General features: G+C 36.7%; 20 protein-coding genes. 7 read left to right on the top strand and 13 right to left on the bottom strand.

Annotated elements, in window-relative coordinates; genetic code table 11:
* Positions 1 to 10: 10 nt before the first annotated feature.
* Positions 11 to 298 carry a circadian clock KaiB family protein gene (locus tag QWZ01_RS06235; protein ID WP_290322426.1) on the bottom strand — a complete coding sequence of 96 codons (288 nt, stop codon included), beginning with the start codon at positions 296 to 298 and terminating at the stop codon, positions 11 to 13.
* The gene (gene kaiC / locus QWZ01_RS06230) at positions 298 to 2,037 is read right to left on the bottom strand and encodes a circadian clock protein KaiC (RefSeq protein WP_290322425.1); all 1,740 of its coding nucleotides are present in this window, start codon (positions 2,035 to 2,037) and stop codon (positions 298 to 300) included. Before kaiC ends, QWZ01_RS06235 begins: the two co-directional genes overlap by 1 nt.
* Before the next feature lie 466 nt (positions 2,038 to 2,503).
* Here kaiC and QWZ01_RS06225 point away from each other — a divergent pair, with 466 nt between their 5' ends.
* Both QWZ01_RS06225 and QWZ01_RS06220 read left to right on the top strand, forming a co-directional pair.
* Positions 2,504 to 2,974 (top strand): ferritin-like domain-containing protein, encoded by a 471-nt coding sequence (locus QWZ01_RS06225; RefSeq protein ID WP_290322424.1) that lies wholly within the window; start codon positions 2,504 to 2,506, stop codon positions 2,972 to 2,974.
* A gap of 24 nt (positions 2,975 to 2,998) precedes the next feature.
* A complete protein-coding gene (locus QWZ01_RS06220) occupies positions 2,999 to 3,322 on the top strand; it encodes a hypothetical protein (protein ID WP_290322423.1) in 324 nt (107 codons plus the stop codon).
* On the opposite strand, the gene QWZ01_RS06215 is transcribed toward QWZ01_RS06220, so the two are convergent.
* The 6 genes from QWZ01_RS06215 to QWZ01_RS06190 all read right to left on the bottom strand — a co-directional run bounded on the left by QWZ01_RS06215 (position 3,323) and on the right by QWZ01_RS06190 (position 8,014).
* Positions 3,323 to 3,706, bottom strand: a complete 384-nt coding sequence (locus tag QWZ01_RS06215) for a hypothetical protein (protein WP_290322422.1) — start codon at positions 3,704 to 3,706, stop codon at positions 3,323 to 3,325.
* Positions 3,707 to 3,798: 92 nt separating this feature from the next.
* A complete protein-coding gene (locus QWZ01_RS06210) occupies positions 3,799 to 4,536 on the bottom strand; it encodes a DUF6438 domain-containing protein (protein WP_290322421.1) in 738 nt (245 codons plus the stop codon).
* A gap of 90 nt (positions 4,537 to 4,626) precedes the next feature.
* Positions 4,627 to 5,259 carry an HAD family hydrolase gene (locus QWZ01_RS06205; protein ID WP_290322420.1) on the bottom strand — a complete coding sequence of 211 codons (633 nt, stop codon included), beginning with the start codon at positions 5,257 to 5,259 and terminating at the stop codon, positions 4,627 to 4,629.
* Between the two features lie 195 nt (positions 5,260 to 5,454).
* Positions 5,455 to 5,904, bottom strand: coding sequence for a GNAT family N-acetyltransferase (locus tag QWZ01_RS06200; RefSeq protein WP_290322419.1), 450 nt, complete (start codon positions 5,902 to 5,904; stop codon positions 5,455 to 5,457).
* 16 nt (positions 5,905 to 5,920) lie between these two features.
* Positions 5,921 to 6,580 carry an MBL fold metallo-hydrolase gene (locus tag QWZ01_RS06195; protein ID WP_290322418.1) on the bottom strand — a complete coding sequence of 220 codons (660 nt, stop codon included), beginning with the start codon at positions 6,578 to 6,580 and terminating at the stop codon, positions 5,921 to 5,923.
* 81 nt (positions 6,581 to 6,661) lie between these two features.
* Positions 6,662 to 8,014, bottom strand: coding sequence for a PhoH family protein (locus tag QWZ01_RS06190; RefSeq protein ID WP_290322417.1), 1,353 nt, complete (start codon positions 8,012 to 8,014; stop codon positions 6,662 to 6,664).
* A 137-nt stretch (positions 8,015 to 8,151) separates the two neighbouring features.
* On the opposite strand from QWZ01_RS06190, the gene QWZ01_RS06185 reads away from it, so the two are divergent.
* Together QWZ01_RS06185 and QWZ01_RS06180 are read left to right on the top strand one after the other, a co-directional pair.
* Positions 8,152 to 8,490 (top strand): c-type cytochrome, encoded by a 339-nt coding sequence (locus tag QWZ01_RS06185; RefSeq protein ID WP_290322416.1) that lies wholly within the window; start codon positions 8,152 to 8,154, stop codon positions 8,488 to 8,490.
* The gene (locus QWZ01_RS06180) at positions 8,487 to 8,990 is read left to right on the top strand and encodes an anthrone oxygenase family protein (protein WP_290322415.1); all 504 of its coding nucleotides are present in this window, start codon (positions 8,487 to 8,489) and stop codon (positions 8,988 to 8,990) included. Before QWZ01_RS06185 ends, QWZ01_RS06180 begins: the two co-directional genes overlap by 4 nt.
* 599 nt (positions 8,991 to 9,589) lie before the next feature.
* On the opposite strand, the gene QWZ01_RS06175 is transcribed toward QWZ01_RS06180, so the two are convergent.
* Complete coding sequence (locus tag QWZ01_RS06175) at positions 9,590 to 10,348, bottom strand: TIGR03915 family putative DNA repair protein (RefSeq protein WP_290322414.1); 759 nt, start codon at positions 10,346 to 10,348, stop codon at positions 9,590 to 9,592.
* A 2-nt stretch (positions 10,349 to 10,350) separates the two neighbouring features.
* Entirely contained in the window at positions 10,351 to 11,607 is a 1,257-nt protein-coding gene (locus tag QWZ01_RS06170) for a putative DNA modification/repair radical SAM protein (RefSeq protein ID WP_290322413.1), read from the bottom strand.
* Positions 11,608 to 11,772: 165 nt separating this feature from the next.
* On the opposite strand from QWZ01_RS06170, the gene QWZ01_RS06165 reads away from it, so the two are divergent.
* Complete coding sequence (locus tag QWZ01_RS06165) at positions 11,773 to 12,186, top strand: organic hydroperoxide resistance protein (protein WP_290322412.1); 414 nt, start codon at positions 11,773 to 11,775, stop codon at positions 12,184 to 12,186.
* Between the two features lie 106 nt (positions 12,187 to 12,292).
* Here the strand turns inward: QWZ01_RS06165 and QWZ01_RS06160 are convergent, their stop codons facing one another.
* Positions 12,293 to 12,733: an Hsp20/alpha crystallin family protein gene (locus QWZ01_RS06160; protein WP_290322411.1), complete on the bottom strand. Its 441-nt coding sequence runs from the start codon at positions 12,731 to 12,733 to the stop codon at positions 12,293 to 12,295.
* A gap of 136 nt (positions 12,734 to 12,869) precedes the next feature.
* On the opposite strand from QWZ01_RS06160, the gene QWZ01_RS06155 reads away from it, so the two are divergent.
* Positions 12,870 to 13,316, top strand: coding sequence for an acyl-CoA thioesterase (locus QWZ01_RS06155; RefSeq protein WP_290322410.1), 447 nt, complete (start codon positions 12,870 to 12,872; stop codon positions 13,314 to 13,316).
* A gap of 57 nt (positions 13,317 to 13,373) precedes the next feature.
* On the opposite strand, the gene QWZ01_RS06150 is transcribed toward QWZ01_RS06155, so the two are convergent.
* Together QWZ01_RS06150 and folB are read right to left on the bottom strand one after the other, a co-directional pair.
* Positions 13,374 to 14,771: an FAD-binding oxidoreductase gene (locus QWZ01_RS06150; RefSeq protein ID WP_290322409.1), complete on the bottom strand. Its 1,398-nt coding sequence runs from the start codon at positions 14,769 to 14,771 to the stop codon at positions 13,374 to 13,376.
* Positions 14,768 to 15,130, bottom strand: coding sequence for a dihydroneopterin aldolase (gene folB / locus QWZ01_RS06145; RefSeq protein ID WP_290322408.1), 363 nt, complete (start codon positions 15,128 to 15,130; stop codon positions 14,768 to 14,770). Before folB ends, QWZ01_RS06150 begins: the two co-directional genes overlap by 4 nt.
* 228 nt (positions 15,131 to 15,358) lie before the next feature.
* Between folB and QWZ01_RS06140 the strand changes: the two genes are divergently transcribed.
* Positions 15,359 to 16,540 (top strand): acyl-CoA dehydrogenase family protein, encoded by a 1,182-nt coding sequence (locus QWZ01_RS06140; RefSeq protein ID WP_290324583.1) that lies wholly within the window; start codon positions 15,359 to 15,361, stop codon positions 16,538 to 16,540.
* Positions 16,541 to 16,544: the final 4 nt, after the last annotated feature.

Genomic DNA, 16,544 nt, shown 5'->3' with positions numbered 1-16,544 from the left:
TAGTTTTAATTTAACGTGGGCGAATATTTAATCCCACTAATACTTTCTCTTCGTTTGAAAGATCTCCGATTATTTTACGGATAGGCTCAGGTACTTTCCTTACCAATGTAGGTATGGCAAATATCTGGTCTCCCTCGGCCAATTGAGGCTTAACTAAAAGGTCAATGACTTCAATGGTATATTGTCCTTTTAAATGTTCTTCACAATATTTTTTAAGATTAGCCAAAGCAGTTACAGATTTTGCTGTTTTGCCTGCAATATATAACCTTAATTCATAATTTATTACTTCCTCTTCCATTACTTTTTCCTCCTGATTTTGGTTTCGGGTTCAAATCCTCTTCTCATTTTGGTTATCTCATCCCGATTTTTTTCAATAATCTGCTGCTTCAGATCTTCTTCAATATAAATTTTATTCAATTCTTCCTCTGTCGATTCAAACTCTGCTTGTAAATTAGATATTTTGGCTTCCAGCATTTTGCGCTTGCGCATGATCTCTTTATCCTTACGTGATAAAGCAAAATCGCGCAGAGCTACGCCGGTTTTTTCTTTTAGTTTTTGAGCTTCCCTTGCAGATCCGGTTAATACGCCTTCAGGACCCAGATAAACATCCACGAGGTCAAGTCCCTTATCTGTTATAATAAATTCGCGTACCTGGTTAGAATGTTTCATACCGCGCGATTTCATGATATACATTCCCCTGTTACGCTCTCCATTTGCTTCAATATCCCTAACCAATAACCAGGCATCTACTAAGGATGATACGCCCTCGTCTGTTTGTTCGCTTACAATAGTATTTAAGGATAATGCTGTAAACATCACGGTGATTTGCTCTTCCTGTAAAAAATCAATCAAGCGTACCAACATTGATTTTACTTCACTTACAGATCCAACAGTAATTAAATTGGTAATCGGATCAAGTATCACCGCATCTGGCCTAAACTGTTTGATGAGTTTATAAATAGATACCAAATGCATTTCTAAACCATAAAGCGTTGGTCTGGAGGCGTGAAACTTCAATAATCCATTATCAACATACTGTTTAAGGTTAACATTAATGGATTGCATGTTACGAATGATCTGATTGGGCGATTCTTCAAATGCAAAATACATGCACTTTTTTTTCTGACTACACGTTTCATTAGCAAAATAAGCTGCTATACTGGTTTTACCTGTGCCAGCTGTGCCTGATACCAACACACTGCTTCCCTTGAAAAACCCGTGCCCGCCGAGCATTTCATCCAAAGCCGGAATACCTGATGGTATTCTTTCTGATGATACATCTTTTTCCAGCCTTAACGAAGTCACCGGCAATACCGAAATACCATCTTCATCGATTAAAAACGGATACTCATTGGTACCATGTTGAGAACCACGGTATTTTACAACGCGAAGTCTTCTGGTTGATATCTGATTAATAACACGATGGTCAAGTAATATTACACAATCGGAAACGTATTCCTCCAGTCCCTGGCGTGTTAATGACGTTCCTTCACCTCTTTCGCCGGTTATAATAGCGGTAACACCTTTGTCTTTTAAAAACCCAAAAAGACGGCGCAATTCGGCCCTTAATATTGTTTGATTACTCAGGCCCGAAAATAAATTTTCAAGCGTATCCAACACTACCCTTTTGGCTCCTATGCTATCTATAGCGTAACCTAATCTAATGAACAAGCCTTCCAGATCATACTCACCGGTTTCTTCAATTTCGCTTCGGTCAATATGCACATGGTCAAGCCTCACTTTATTTTGTTCCTGCAGTTTTTGAAGGTCGAAACCAAGCGAAGCTACATTCATGGCCAGTTCTTCTGCTTTTTCTTCAAAAGCCATAAAGACACCTGGCTCATTGTAGGTTGTTGCACCACGTACAATAAATTCAAGTGACATGAGCGTTTTACCACAACCTGCTTCGCCGCAAATAAGCGTAGGCCGACCCATAGGTAAGCCACCATCAGTTATCTCATCTAACCCCGAAATCCCGGTTGGTGTTTTGGGTAACATTTTAATATTGAGTTGTTGTTTCTTTTGAGATTTAGTCATTGTAAACAAATATTTGATTGATTTAGATAACTTGACTTTAATTGGTCAGTTATTTTTTGCACCAAATGGTTTATAAATAACAAAGAGGCACAAATTGTTTTTAATATGTAAATTATATCTTTTAATTATCGCGAACGGATATTATTGACATTGCTCATAATTATTAATTCTTATAAGTCGCGATTATGAATACCTGCATTGCATTTTACAGCTACAAGTAATGAAAAAATATTTTAATTACTTATTTAATTTCATAAAATTTAATAAATAGAACCCGTTATTATCTATAGATTAATTTACTTAATCTATAGGTTTTTGAAGCAGTTTTAAATAATACGAAATACCTTTTGAAATGGATTTGCAGGAAATAAGATTCTATAAAATGTCACTTTATTTTCAGTTTACTTATTACTGTAAATAGAAAACATTAACTCATTTGATATGTTTATTATTTAAAACAATAGTCATGGGAGTTTTACAGCATATACAGCATCAAATATCAGCACTTAATGATTTGATCAGGATCAATAACGACCGCGTTGCCGGTTATGAAAAAGCGATTGAAAACACAGAAGAAACCGGCTTGAATTTGCTTTTCAATGAATATATTGATCAAAGTAAAAACAACGTTTCTGAGTTAAGGGAATACATTCATGTTTTGGGTGGTGACCCAACAGATGGCACTACATTATCTGGCAAGTTTTATCACGCCTGGATGGATGTAAAAGCAGCATTTATAAATAAGGACAGGCACAGTATTTTATCTGATTGCGAACGCGGCGAGGATATTGCAAAAAAAGCTTATCGTACTGCTTTAGATGATAAAGAACTTATCTGGCAAGATGAAAAGGTGGTATCTATACTAAATAACCATCTGGAGAGTTTAAGAATTGCACACGATACTATTAAATCATTGCGTGATACCGCGAATGTATAACTGTTTTAAATAAAATTAATTATCATGAAAACCCCTGATCAGGATTTCCTGAGTGAATACAAGCCGCTGCATGTACCTCATGAGTATGATACCAATACTTGTACTCAAAACAATGTAGTATATGCGCTGGCCCAATTAAAAGAAGCCACAGCAGATGAAGTTGGTATTAAATTAAGCTTACTTGCTCCCGAGATATCATTAGTAACACATCAAAAAAATGCGGAGGACGTGCTTAACTATTTATTCAATAAAGGTTTAATAAAAGCCATTAATAAAAATGGGCAGTTAAATTATAATCTGAGTAAAATTGAAACAGCTAATTCAGGCAAAGCCGATGAGCTTTTGTAATTATTGATTTACTGGTTTTGCTGAGATAATGCTATCCACAACAAATACACTTACGCCGCGCCATGGCAGTGTGTGTAAATATTCTTTATAATGTAATTCAAGATAAGATCCTGCATTGTCGCTTAGCTTTTGAGCAACCTTTTCGTCGGTAACCGAAAACATAAATTCATTTGAACCTATATTACCACCCTGGGCAGGCGTTTTTATTCCACTTTGTATTAAACGGCCTTCATAGGTTTTAAACATGTAACCCTTTTTTACAAAATAGTTCATGGTACCAGCTTTCGCGCCTTCGCCAAAAACAAAATAATAACGCTGGTAAACAAAACCTGTTATCAATAAAAGTATTACGAGAATGATAATTGTTTTGGTTCGGGTTTTCATTAGTTGATATTTTTTATCTAAACTACAAAAACTTAATAAGTAAACAATACATAACCAAAACTTATGGATAAGCTAACCGTATTACCGCAGGTTTACTTCTTAACCGGAGTAAGGTTTACTTTTTTATAAGATGTAACCATGAAATTAACCAGATCAATAATGTTAAGCGGTGACTCATTAGTAGTAATACTCAGTTTTTTTTTCGTATTACTAAAATCAATAGCGAAGTAATAATTTGGCGCATCAACCACTTGGTTGCCCTGTTCCCAATTTATCATTTTTTTTAGCTCACTATGTTTTAACCAATAATTCAGGGTGTCCATTTGAGCCGTTGATAATTTACCGGTATAATCGCCTTTATATGGATTGGCATGTTCACCGGCTTTTAAATGATAATCGCCATTAGGCCAAATTTCAATGCCGAGTTGAGGGCAATCTCCAAAGCAGGTTGAGGATAAAAAATAGATCTTTGAAAATTTAATATCCTTATCGTAACTATTCTTAAAATTCAGAAATTCATAGGTTGTGTTACCAGCTAATTTAATAGCATTGGGTTCAATGGCTTTTAAATAAAGTCGGTTATAATCTATATGTCTAATTAAGAATTTAAAATTTTCACGACGCTCTTTTTTAAAGTTATCATTACTGCTATGATAAATATCCGACATGATGAGGGTATCGTTTACAACACTATAATTAGCCTTACTCCCGGCAAAGCCAACAAAATTATAGTATACCTTTTTGTCCGAAAAATATAAACTACCTAATGATTTTGTTATCCAACGCTCCGCATCAATTTGAACTTTTTGAGCAAATAATATATTGCTCATTAGCATCAATAAAAATAAAAAAAAAGCGCGTTTTAACATTAGTACCATATTTTAGAAGAGGCTGATAGAGCCAGGCAACAAGTTATAAACTCATAAGCCGATATAATATTCTGTAAGCTCATCAAAACTATCAAACCTTAATTCATAGTTATCGGTTTTACCAAAGCCATAGGTAACAAATATAAATGGAATGCCGGCCATGTGTGTCTGTTCAGCGTCACCATTGGTATCACCAATGTAAACTGGGTTTTTAAGATTATGTTTATCTATTAAAACACCCATGTTGTGATGTTTGGGCATGCCGTTTTCACCATAGGCAATAAAGTCTGTAATATAATCTGCTACCCCTGCCCATTTTATAAATAGAGGAATAATACCAACAGCACAATTACTTAGTATAAACAATTTGTATTTGGATGCCAGCTGTTTCATACCTGCGGTAACTCCCGGATACATTAACCCCCCGCTGGTAGGTAATATCTGCCTGCGGGTTTCATTAACATCCATATATATACCCTGAGCCTTATCCTCATCAAAATCCGGCATCAAAACTTTGGTTAGCTTTTTACCTTCCATACCCATTAGCCCCATTAAATCGTTACGGCCAATAACACGCTTTATGTCCATTTTTTCAAAAACAAGATTCCATGAGTTGGCGTAAGTATCAACAGCATCCCAAAGAGTGCCATCCATGTCAAATATTAAGCTATCGGGCTTTTGCATATAGTCAGTTAAGCGTTTTTGTTAAAGATGTAAAATTTACTTTATCCCCAAAACAGAAGTTCATATTTTCTTCATTATTAATCCTCACCTTAGCAGTGTGATAAGGTTAATGTGGGCCAGCTTAGCAGGAGGTTGGTTCCATAGGGCCTCCACCGTAAAAGGTGGGGGCTTTTTTTTTATTTTACTCATTTACAACTAAATAGCTTTTCGGTAACAAAAAAATGCATTGTTGCTCTCCTGTTTCACAAATCCTGTAGCTTCATATAAATTTTGTGCTGCATAATTATCCGTAGCGGTTTCTAATTGTAAAAATGTAGCACCATGAGTTTTTGCAAATATTGCTGCTGCCTTTAATAAAGCCTCGCCTATACCACGTTTACGATAGTTGGAATCAACAAATAAATCATTCAGTAACCAATTTTTTACAGCCTTAACAGATGATATAAGCGGGTAAAGCTGGGTAAATCCAAGCACCTTATTATCTTCAAATGCAGCAAATATCACTGACTCGTTATTTTCGAGTCTATTTTTTATAAATGATTCCGCTAATTCTATATCAGATTCCTGTTTATAAAACATACGGTATTCATTAAACAGCCGGGTCACCAGCAGATAATCTGCAGCGTAGATTTGTTTTATTTCCATAATTATTGAAATAAGTTTATATGGTAATACTATCCCCTACCTTGTATATCTCATGAAATTTTATTCCCTGCTTTTCAAAGTGTTTAACATAGGCGGCATAACGCTGTTTTATAAAAAACTCTTTTGCATAGCCATCATGAACAGGGAAAATCTGTTTGGGCTGAAGCTTATCTGCAAACGCCGATATTCGCGGCTCATTAGCAAATGGCGCCATGGTAACCATGAGCAGCAGTTCAATATCTTTGTAATCCAGTAGTTTATCTTCCATCGAATCAACCGGATGCAGTACTTTATCATTGATCAGAAAGCCTGTCATTTGCGGCAGGGGATTATCCATGATAAGTTCATGAGCTACCGGGAAAGCCTGTAATTTGAAAGGGCCCAGCCGTAAAATTTCATTTTCTAAGAGTGTATAAGATATACAGGCCTTATCCAATTGCTGCCCTATCTGGGTATTTGTAAGTATCTGAGCATTGTTTAAAGCAAGGATGCTTTTTAATATTTCAATATCATAATGATCTGGATGAATGTGTGTTAACACAATAGCTTGCACATCTGCAAACATTTGAGGAGTTACCAATCCTTCGGCAAAGGAAAAAGTGCCGGGATCAAATAATAATTTGTAACCATTAAGCTCAAATACAAGGCACGAATGGAGATACTTAGATATTTTCATTGGGGTAGTTTTCAAAATAAACTTATAAAGTATAGATTGGTTTGTTCAAACCATAAGTCCTCTCTAAGTTATTAAGTATTGCTATAACAACTCATTAGCCAGATTTGCCAATTCGCTGCGTTCACCTTTTTGTAGTGTAATGTGCGCATACAATGGGTGTCCTTTAGCCTTATCTATCAAATAAGATAGCCCGTTGCTTTCAGCGTCAAGGTATGGTGTATCTATCTGGTAAATGTCGCCGGTAAAAACAAACTTGCTGTTTTCTCCTGCACGCGATATAATGGTTTTCACCTCATGCGGGGTAAGATTTTGAGCTTCATCAACAATAAAAAATATTTTACTCAGTGTACGGCCACGGATAAAGGCCAATGGAGCAATTGATATTTTATCGTTAGATACCAATTCATCAATCTTAGCCTGCATTTTTTCATCATCCATAAACTGATCTTTTATGAATTTCAAATTATCCCATATGGGCGCCATGTAAGGATCTATCTTTGATTTAATATCTCCGGGTAAAAAGCCGATATCTTTATTACTTAATGGTACAATGGGCCGGGTAACAAATATCTGACGATAATACTTCCGCTGCTCGAGGGCACTGGCCAGTGCCAGCAGGGTTTTACCGGTTCCGGCGTTACCCTGAATGGTTACCAGCTTAATATCCGGGTGTAATAACGCGTGAATCGCGAAAGCTTGTTCTATATTACGTGGAGAGATATTGAATACCGGCTGCTCGGTAACTTTTTCAAGCTGGCGGGTTTGTGTATTATAAAATCCTGGAACATCATTCTTTTTACCTTTCAAAATATAAAAATGATTGTTTGTATACGATGTGATATGCAAACTTTCGGCAGGTAGGTTTTCCTGTTTATTTAACTGGGTTATAAGTTTTTCGGTAACTTTATCAATATCTGTTTTACCGGTATAAAGTTCTTCCAGGTTTTTGATTTTACCGGTTTCATAATCCTCAGCGTGCAGATTTAATGCTTTGGCTTTTAAACGCAGGCAAATATCTTTTGATACCAATACTACCTTTTTACCAGGATTTTCTTCCTGCAAACCCAGGGCTGCATTTAATATGCGGTGGTCTGTTTTATCTGACCCAAAAACCTCCTCGGCGTTAATAGCTGAGGTTTTGCTATCCATGGCAACCTTAAAACTACCTTTACCTTTGCCATTAAGTGGTATCCACTCATTTACAAGGTTATTGCGCGACAGATCATCCATGAGGCGAATAAAGCTGCGGGCTTCAAAGTTACGGGTATCGTTTCCGTTCTTTTTATTGTCAAGCTCTTCTAATACCTGTATCGGAATGGCTACATCATGTTCCTGAAAATTCTGGAATGCATCATGGTCGTAAAGGATCACCGAGGTATCTAAAACAAATATCTTGTTACTTTTAATGCTCCCGTTCTTACCATCTTTATTCATATCCGACTAATTTAAGCAATCTGTTCTTAGTTTCAAGCACAAAAGATGATGTTACCGTTAGTGGTAATTAGCTGTTTGTCGGTTTTATTCTATTTTTCTATTCAGAGTCATCGCAATTTTGATAAAAATAAAATACGATGAAATCATTAGTTAAAAGAAGTCATATAAAGCGGAGGGAAATTTATTTATTAATTGTCCTTATTGTGCTTTGTACCATCAGCATTACTAAAGCTCAAAACAATACTTTAACAGGTAAAGCTTTATTTGAAAATAAGTGCGTCAAATGTCATGGCAACGATGGTACAAAAGGCCGTTGGGGCGCTAAAAACTTACAGATAAGCAAACTAAGTGATGATGAACTAACAAAAACAATCATCGCTGGTAAAGGATTTATGCCTAACTGGGGTAAAAAACTTGCACCTGCACAAATAGCTTCGGTAGTCAATTATATAAAAACATTAAGAAAACAATCATGAGTAAATTAACCATGGCAAATACGATTTTAATTATCACCGCAACTTTAACTGCTTTAATTGCAGGCCTGCTTTATGCTTATTCTTGTTCGGTAAATTTAGGATTGGGACGCCTGGCCGACAAGGAATATCTCTCCGCTATGCAATCTATTAACAGAGCAATCTTAAACCTATTGTTTTTTACCAGTTTCATGGGAACATTAGTACTGTTACCGTTATGTACATATATACATTATCGTCAGGCTCATGATTCCCGTTTCATGCTTTTACTTTTTGCTACTATAATTTATACCGCAGGAACTTTTGGAGTTACCCTCTTCGGAAATGTGCCGCTAAATAATACGCTGGATAAATTTAATATAACAACTGCATCGGTCAGTGAGTTAGCAGCCCAAAGAAAAGTTTTTGAAAAACCCTGGTTATTGCTGCATAATATCAGAACTGTTGCGGCAGTGATAAGCCTGGTACTAGTAATAATAGGATGTTGTTACAGACAAGAATAATTGCTAAGGCTGAAGAAAAACTTGTAAAAGCGAAAACGGGAGTCGTTTTCTTTCGAAATGAGCTCCCGTTTCCAAACTATTGTTCCACCGTAGTTTTCCAATAGCATCAAGTTTTGTGTATCATTGCCGATATAATCTCGTCAGTTACTCTCGCGAGCGGTCGATTCCTTTAATATCATTGGTTCTGTTGAGGTTCTCCGTGAAGTTCCTGCATTTTCCCAATACCTCTTTTAATCACAATCTTTTTTCAAAAGACTTTCGTAATTTTCATTTTTCATGTGACTCAAGTACTTCTTTTGTTCTTTGGTATCACCCGAAGGTTCACCCGATTCAATTTCTGTAATCCTGAAAGGCTGTCAATGTACGTCGTTCCTGATGATTTCAATATCGTAACACCTGCGCTATTACACAAGCTTTTTTTTTATTTTTTATTAACATTTTACTAACATTAAAAAGCACTTTATTAACAACTAAATTTGTGTGTAATTTAGCTTATTTCAGGCGATCAGAGCAGGTTTATTAACATTTAAGTTTATTCACAAAAAACTTAAATGCAATTAAATCAGTACTTGCTAAAAATGCGCAAAACAAGAAAAATTTTAAATTTTTTCGGTTAAATGCCTCCAATAACGTTTGGGAATATGCCTTAAATGAAGCCTTGTATTTTTACGCGATGTGATATTTACGCTGTTAAAATAATTCTTCCACAGATGCTGATAAATACCCTCATCTTCACTAAAAGCAGCTATTACGTTGCCAGGTTTATTTGTTTCTGAAAAATCAAGTGAGATATACTGCGTATCGTGAAGATCATAATAAATGCCATAACTGCGCTTTATATCATATATGATCCATTTTTGATCGGCGTAACGATTTTTAAAATGTTTAATAAGCAAAGGAAGCACATTAAAATCCGGCTCTATTGCCGAGTAAAATATTTCATCCTTTAGTTTTTGAAAGCGAACAAAGGCTTCCATTCTGTGTCTTTCCCGTCTTATCATCTTAATGATTTCAGAGAGGCGCATTACATATTTATTACCGTAGTCCTCCTCAATATTCTGATCCGAATCAAATACATAACGGATAAAACCAATTAAAGTACTTTCTTCGTGCTCCATTTCGGCCATGTGTGCAATATATAAACGCTGAATACCAGCCGCCGATAATTTTTTTCGTAAACCCTCCAATACCCTGGCTGCCCTATTTTCATCAGTAACTATCTGCAACACTTCCTCGAAAAGTGCGCCGCTACGCCACTCCCCTTTTATTAACTTTACGTGGAAAAGTTTAAGCTCGTATATCTCAAATATAGCCGTAAGCAAACCTTCGAAGGTTCCATCGTAAATCAATGTATACATGATCAAAACAGGTTAAGTTGGGTATGATTATTTTTCAAGTATTTACTCTTCGATTCGGCAAGGATAAATTGCTTGATGTTATTGCCAGTTAAATCACGACGTTCAAATTCACTGCTTTTACATGTAATAAAATATCGGGCCCGGTTAACGGCCACTCCTATTTTTTTGAGTTGCTCCCAACCTAATCTGGCAAACTTGCGGGCACTCACAATTTTTTGTGCTGATAATAAACCTATGCCTGGTACACGCAGTATGGTTTGCAAATCGGCCTTATTAATATCTATTGGAAAAACATGCATATTACGAATAGCCCAACCCAATTTAGGATCAATATCCAAATCAAGTAAAGGTTGTTCGTCATTTACAATCTCATTTACACGGAAACCGTAAAAACGCATCAACCAATCAGCCTGGTAAAGCCTGTTCTCACGTACCATTGGAACTGAAGTATTCAATGCAGGCAATCTTTTATCGGCCAAAACGGGTACATAACCAGAATAATAAACCCGTTTTAAATTGAAATTCTGATAAAAATAATTAGCTGATTGCAATACCTGTTGATCATTCTCTGGCGTTGCTCCGATAATCATTTGTGTGCTTTGGCCAGCCGGGGCAAACATAGGCGCCTTTTTAAAAAGCTTTTTCTCTTCTGTTCGCAGAATGATCTCCTTTTTCAGGAAATCCATTGGATTGATCATGTCCTGCCGGTTTTTATCCGGTGCCAATAATTTTAATCCCGCTTCGGTGGGCATCTCCAGGTTTACACTCAATCTATCAGCATATAAGCCGGCTTCACGCATTAACTCATCGCTGGCACCCGGAATTGATTTTAAATGAATATAACCATTAAAATTATGCTCGGTGCGCAGTTTCTTGGCCACCCTAACCAACCGCTCCATCGTATAATCGGCATCTTTAAAAATACCGGAGCTTAAAAACAATCCCTCAATATAATTACGGCGATAAAAGTTAATAGTCAGATCAACTACTTCCTGTACCGTAAAAGCCGCTCGTTTAATATCATTATTCTTGCGAGATACACAATATGCACAATCAAAAATGCAATGATTGGTTAGCAAAATTTTCAATAATGAAACACAGCGCCCATCTTCTGTATAGCTATGACAAATGCCATTACTGGCATTTCCCAAACCCTTGTTTTCGTTTTTGCGTTTACTGCCGCTTGATGCGCATGATACATCATATTTAGCTGCATCAGCTAATATATTCAACTTTTCTGTTATCCTTTCTGCATTCATATCAAATCAAAAATACTAATATTTTTAGCAATTAAATAATTAAATAAAATTTAGTTTAGCACTTTTAGTTGTATTCAGTTAGATTATTTACCCTCAAAAGATTTGACTAAACCAGATTACTTAAAACATATCCTGCATTTTCCAGTTCATTTTAAAAAATTTATCATGGAAAAAATATATACCGCCGTAGTAACGGCAAAAGGAGGCCGCAATGGCCATATAAAATCAGAGGATGGTGTTATTGATATGGAACTGAAAGCACCTAAAGCAATGGGTGGCGAAGATGGTTATGCCAATCCCGAATTGTTATTTGCAGGTGCCTGGGGCGCATGTTATTTAGGCGCTCTTGGTTCAGTGGGTATAAGAGATGGGGTAAATGTAACCCAGGCAACCGTAGATGTTCATGTGAATTTTAATAAAGAAGGAGAGTCATCTTATGCATTATCAGCCGAATTACATGTGCATATTCCGGGAGTAGATTGGGATGTGGCTCAAAAGCTTGCTGATGCTGCACATAAGGGCTGTCCCTATTCAAAAGCAACGAGAGGTAATATTGAAGTAAAGGTTATAGCAGATTAAATTATGTTGACATGATATCCAAAGTATCATAAAAAGAAAGCCGCCCTTTTTACGGAGCGGCTTCTTCTTAAAACCAAACTAACTACTCTATGAAAACAGTCTTTAATTATTTTACAGCTATTTCTCTTGATTGAAATTTAGCTTCTTCTTTTTTAGCCACAATAAGATTTAACACACCATCAGTATAATCAGCCTCAATTTTTGACTGATCGGTACTTTCAGGTAAAGTAAATGACCTGCTGAAAGAGTTATAGCTATATTCACGTTTGCTGATCTTTTTACCTTCTTCTACGTTTTCGCTTTTCCTATCGGCAGAAATTGTCAAAATATTTTTATCCAGGTTAATCTTAAAATCTTCTTTCTTTAAACCAGGTGCAGCTAATTCAATCTGAAATTCGTTTTCAGTTTCAGCAATATTAACCGCAGGCACACGAGCAACCAATTTATTACCAAAGTATGAATCATTTAAAATTGAGTCAAATACATCATTAAAGAATGGACCTACCGCGTTGTTTTTTAATCCGTTATTAAATTTTACAAGTGTCATTTTTTATATCTCCTTTAAGTTTTTGTTTTTATTAACTTCGTAACCTATTTATCAACTGTTATACCAAGCCTTAAAATCAATTATTTGGAGACATATTGTCACTGCAATTTGATTTTATACAGACAAACTGACATATATGGCTGAAAAACTCTCAGATTACAAGTACAAAACGGGCATCCCAATCCGCTTTTCAGATATCGATGCATTCGGACACGTTAACAATGCCGTTTATTTAACCTATTTCGAAATAGCAAGAACCAACTATTGGAAAGAAATAATTAACTGGGATTGGAGCAATGCAGGCATTATTTTAGGAAGGTCAGAAATCAACTACCTTAAGCCTATTACAATAAACGATCAGATAGCCTGTTATGTACGCACGGTGCGTATAGGTAACAGTAGTTTTGATGTTATGCACGTGTTGGTGAAAATAACAGAACAGGGAGAAGAAATTGTAACTACGGGAAAAACAGTTTGTATCAGTTATGATTACTCTGCAAATAAATCAGTATCAATTCCTGCCGGCGAACGCCATAATATGATTGAATATGATCAACCAAGGTTGATATTGAATACCAACTAATTTTAAATATTCAGATTTCAGGCATGAGATATATCTGAAATCTGAACATGTATTCTTTTAAAATATCTTTCCGGGATTTAAAATTCCTTTGGGATCAAATACGTTTTTAATACCACGCCAAAGGGCGAAATGCACTTCAGAGTATTTTATAGGCATAAAATCTTTTTGAACCAGGCCTATACCATGTTCACCAGAAAGCGTACCGCCTAAAGACACGGTAAGCTCAAATATTTCGCGAATACCAAATTTTAGCTTGTTATTCCAATCCTCATCACTCATATTGGCTTTTATAATATTCACATGCAGATTTCCATCACCGGCATGACCATAACATACAGATTCAAAACCATATTTAGCCCCTATATCTTTTATACCTTTGATTAGTTGCGGTAAGGCAGCACGCGGTACAACCGTATCTTCTTCTTTATATACCGAATTTGATTTTACCGACACAGCCATCGTCCGCCTTAATCGCCACAATTCCTCTTTTTGCGCTGATGAATCGGCAAATAATACGTCGCTGCAATCATAAGCTTCCAAAACTTCATTTATTTTCTCGCAATCGGCAAATATTACATCCTGGTTGTTGCCATACACTTCAATCAGCAAAAAAGCTTCAATACCGTCCTGAAGATCAAAGGCGATATCATCATGTTCTTTTACCCACTCCACTCCCTTGCGCTCCATAAATTCAAGCGCAGATGGTACTATTCCGGCTCTGAAAATAGCGGATACCGCTGCACAAGCGGCTTCATTACTCGGGAATGATGCCAGCATTAAGGCATCAATTGTTGGCAACGGAATTAATTTTACAACTATTTTGGTAACAATACCTAACGTACCTTCCGACCCGATCATCAACTGGGTTAAGTTATAGCCTGAAGCGTATTTGAGCGTATTTGCACCTGTCCATATAATTTCACCTGAGGCTAAAACCACTTGCAGATTAAGCACATATTCACGTATAGTGCCATACTTTACCACTCTTGGGCCACCTGAACCATGCGAAACATTTCCCCCAATAAAACAACTCCCCTTACTGGCCGGATCAACCGGATAAAGCAAACCTTTGGCTGCGGCCTGATTCATAAACTCTTCGGTGATAACACCTGGTTCAACTGTAGCCTGTAAATTTTGTTCATCAATTTCAAGCACTTTATTAAAGCGCTCCATAGCAATTAGCAAACCGCCCTTAACAGGTAAAGCACCACCGCTTAAACCTGTTCCTGCACCACGGGGTGTAACAGGTATCAGATACTTATTGCAAAGCTTTAATAAAGCCGATATCTCTTCCGGAGACTGCGGCTTTACAACAACATCGGGATAATAAACCAAGTCTTCGGTTTCGTCATGGCTGTATTTTTCAAGTTCATCATGCTGTACAATTACAGCATCGGCACCAACAATAGCGGTTATAGCCTCAAGTAAAGGAGTTGTTATAATATTGTAGTTCATTTTATTAATGGATAGTTGATAGTTACGCCCGAATAAGCCACTTTTCCTAATAATGGTGGGTTCAACTTTTTAATAGTCACCTGAATAGTTTTCACGAAAGGGAATTGGGCTTTAATTCTGTCGACAACAGCATGCCCTACTGTTTCAATCAGTTTGCGGGGTTGTTTCATCTCTTCACATGCAATGGTATAAACTTTCTCATAATCAACAGTATGAGAAAGTTTATCATCATATAGATCAGTTTGCGGAATAAAACCTACCTCAATATCAATCAAAAAACGGCAGCCTAATTTTTGTTCTTCAGGATAAAATCCATGATATGCAAAAAACTCCGCACCATGCAAAGCAATATTAATCATTCACCAAAAGTAATTGATTTAGTTGATTGGATGATAGGTAATCATTAAAGAAAATTTAACTTAATAAGTATTTTAAAAAAAAATCAAATAAATAAAAACTCAAAAAGTGGGTTTAAATAAACTAAACATAGTTTTTGCAATAAAGTGGTTTTGAGTATTCAGAAACACTATTTATGCCTTATTAACTCCTCATTAAATCATCTATATTTGCCAACCAACTATACCATTATGGCCAAAACAGATCTATATGAATCACCTGATTATTATCAGTTAGATGAACTGCTTTCTGAAGAATATAAGTTAATACGCTCGTCTGTACGCAACTGGGTAAAAAAAGAATTAAGTCCCATAATTGAAACATACGCACAAAAGGCCGAGTTCCCCAAACAATTAATAAAAGGCCTTGCCGATATTGGTGCCTTTGGCCCTACTATACCTGTTGAGTATGGCGGTGCCGGACTTGACTATATGGCTTATGGAATTATCATGCAGGAAATTGAACGAGGAGATTCAGGCATTCGATCCACTTCATCTGTTCAGGGTTCATTGGTTATGTATCCTATATATACCTATGGATCTGAAGAACAACGTAAAAAGTATCTGCCCAAATTAGCTTCGGGCGAAATTATTGGTTGCTTTGGCCTTACCGAACCTGACCATGGCTCAAATCCCGGAGGAATGACCACCAATATAAAAGATTCCGGCGACCACTATATATTAAATGGTGCAAAGATGTGGATCTCCAATGCCCCATTTGCCGACATCGCCGTTGTTTGGGCAAAAGACGAAAGCGGAAAGATTCGAGGATTAATAGTAGAACGTGGCATGGAGGGTTTTACAACACCCGAAACTCATAACAAATGGTCGCTAAGGGCATCATCCACAGGCGAGTTAGTATTTGATCAGGTTAAAATACCTAAAGAAAACCTGTTACCCAATGTTGCTGGTCTAAAGGGCCCATTAGGTTGCTTGAACCAGGCAAGATATGGTATAGCCTGGGGTGCGCTTGGTGCAGCTATGGATTGTTATGACACTGCCTTACGTTATTCAAAAGAGCGTGTACAGTTTGGTAAACCTATAGCCGGTTTCCAGCTTCAACAAAAAAAACTGGCCGAAATGATAACCGAGATAACCAAAGCTCAGTTATTGGTTTGGCGTTTGGGAGTACTTAAAAATGAGAACAGGGCAACAGCCGCGCAGATATCTATGGCTAAACGAAACAGTGTAGAAACAGCTATAAATATTGCCCGCGAGGCAAGGCAAATACTTGGTGGTATGGGTATAACCGGCGAATATTCAATAATGCGTCACATGATGAACCTTGAATCAGTAATAACTTATGAAGGCACCCACGATATACATTTGCTGATAACCGGCATGGATATAACCGGCGAAGACGCATTTAAATAACCAG

Source organism: Mucilaginibacter aquaedulcis (assembly GCF_030409325.1).
GTDB classification, from domain to species: domain Bacteria; phylum Bacteroidota; class Bacteroidia; order Sphingobacteriales; family Sphingobacteriaceae; genus Mucilaginibacter; species Mucilaginibacter aquaedulcis.
Note: the sequence above shows the minus strand (reverse complement) of the source record. Positions and strands in the feature narration are given on the sequence as shown.